2 protein-coding genes are annotated in these 2297 nt (G+C 70.7%); one reads left to right on the forward strand and one right to left on the reverse strand.

The features are described 5' to 3' along the window. Positions 1-38: 38 nt before the first annotated feature. Positions 39-800, reverse strand: coding sequence for a DeoR/GlpR family DNA-binding transcription regulator (locus tag DEF28_RS26290; protein WP_114400034.1), 762 nt, complete (start codon positions 798-800; stop codon positions 39-41). A 165-nt stretch (positions 801-965) separates the two neighbouring features. On the opposite strand from DEF28_RS26290, the gene DEF28_RS26295 reads away from it, so the two are divergent. Continuing rightward, positions 966-2264, forward strand: coding sequence for an MFS transporter (locus DEF28_RS26295; protein ID WP_114400040.1), 1299 nt, complete (start codon positions 966-968; stop codon positions 2262-2264). Positions 2265-2297 lie beyond the last annotated feature (33 nt).

A 2297-nucleotide genomic window follows, 5' to 3' on the forward strand; every position in this document is an offset into this window, starting at 1 on the left:
GACGGGAGGGAGGGGCTGGCCGGCTCCGCTCGGAGCGGTCAGGCCATGATCACGCGCGGGCCTCGGGCCCGGATGTCCTCGGCGAGCTCGGCCGCCAGGCCGGCATCGGTGATGAGGCAGTCGATGTCGTCCAGGGTGGCGAACCTGGTGAGGTGGTCGTTGCCGACCTTGCTGTGGTCGGCCAGCAGCACGGACCTCCGGGCGGCCCGCAGCATGGCGCGCTTCACCATCGCCTCGGCGCTGTCCGGCGTGGTGAGGCCGCGCTCGATGGACACGCCGTTCGTGGCGATGAACGCCACGTCGACGTAGGTCTCCTCCAGTGCGCGCAGCGCCCACGCGTCGACGCTGGCCTGGGTGCGGGCCCGCAGTCGACCGCCCAGCAGCATCAGGGTGATGTTGGTGCGGGGCGTGAGGGTGAACGCGATGGAGAGCGAGTTCGTGATGACCGTGAGCTCGCGGTCGGTGGGCAGCTGCTCGGCGAGCCGGCCGGTCGTGGAGCCGGCGTCGAGCAGCACGGACCCGTCCTCGGGCAGTTCGGTGAGCGCCGCCTTGGCGATCCGCTCCTTCTCCACCGTCATCACGGAGTCCCGGGCGGTCAGCGTGGGTTCGAAGCCGAGCCGCTCGATGGGGATGGCGCCGCCATGCACGCGGCGCAGGACCCCGTGGCGCTCCAACGTGGTGAGGTCGCGGCGGATGGTCTCGTACGTCACCTGGAACTCCGAGGCCAGCACGGCCACGTCCACGCGACCCTCACCGCGGGCGCGCTCGAGGATGGAGCGTTGCCGCTCTTCCGCGTACATGTGGCATCACCTGCGTTTCAGCATGGTTTTAGTTGATATTAGGGAAAGTGGTGCAGCGCACACAACCCCACCCCCGGTTTTTCCGTCCCGTCCGCATCCTTTCACCGGGGACGATGCCCGCGGACCCCTGGTGCGCGCCGCTGCGACGCTGTATCTATGGGCGTCATGGGACGGACGATCGGCGACACCTCCGCGACATCTCCCGTTCACCGACTCCCGGTGCGCAAGCTGGTGGCGGCGAGCATCGGCAACGCGATCGAGTGGTACGACTGGACGATCTACGCGATCTTCAGTATCTACTTCGCCCACTCCTTCTTCCCCGCGGAGAACGAGGGACTCGCGCAGATCAACACCTTCGCCGCCTTCGCGCTGGCGTTCTTCTTCCGCCCGCTGGGCGGGCTGCTGATCGGCCGGCTCGCCGATGTCCGGGGCCGCCGCCCGGCCATGCTCCTCACCATCCTGCTGATGGCCGGCGGGTCCGTGGTGCTCGCGGTGCTCCCCACCTACGAGCAGGTGGGATGGCTGGCGCCGGCCCTGCTGCTGCTCGCCCGGATCGCGCAGGGGCTGTCGATCGGCGGGGAGGTGTCCAACGCGTCGGCCTACCTCGGCGAGATCGCCCCGCCGGACCGCCGGGGGCGCTACGCGTCGTTCTTCTACATCTCCACCGGCACCGCGGTGCTCGCCGCGTCGCTGCTCGGTTTCGGACTCGCGCGGTTCATGGACGCCGACGCGCTGGACGCCTACGGCTGGCGGATCCCGTTCGCCATCGGCGGGCTGCTCGGGCTCGCCGGCCTGTGGCTGCGCCGCTCGCTGGCCGAGACGGAGCTGTTCGAGCGGACGGAGGGCAGGGCCCGCCGCATCCCGCACCCGCTGCTCACCACGCTGCGCCAGCACCCCTCGGCGGTCGGGCAGGTCGTGGGCCTGACGATGCTGTCGACCCTGTGCTACTACACCTTCTTCAGCGCGCTGACGCCGTTCGCGACCGGCTCCCGGGGCGCCGACGACGTCGACGTGTTCCTGGCGCTGTCGGTCGGCACCGCCCTGTTCGTGGCCCTGCAGTACCCCATGGGGGCGCTCTCGGACCGGTTCGGCCGCCGCCCCCAGCTCCTGGTGTGGTCGGCCGGCACGGCCGTCCTCATCGTCCCGCTGTCCGCGCTGATCGGTCCGGGCCTGCCCGGCCTGCTCACCGTCTTCTGCGTCGGGCTCGCCCTGTACACCGCCATGACCTCGATCGCGCCGGCGATCATGAGCGAACTGTTCCCCACCGAGCTGCGCGGCCTGGGCATCGGCGCCTGGTACAACCTCACCGTCGCCGTCTTCGGGGGGACCGCGCCCCTGGTGATCAGCGCGCTGGCGGAGTGGGGCTGGTCGGTCGCCTTCTTCTGCTACGTCGCGGTCGCCGCGGCGGTGGCGTTCGTCGTGGTCCTGATGGTCCCGGAGACGCGGGGCACCGAACTCAGCTGAGGACACCCGCCTTCCTCCCGCGGCAAACCCGGC

This window comes from Marinitenerispora sediminis, assembly GCF_003336425.1.
Classification (GTDB): Bacteria; Actinomycetota; Actinomycetes; order Streptosporangiales; family Streptosporangiaceae; genus Marinitenerispora; species Marinitenerispora sediminis.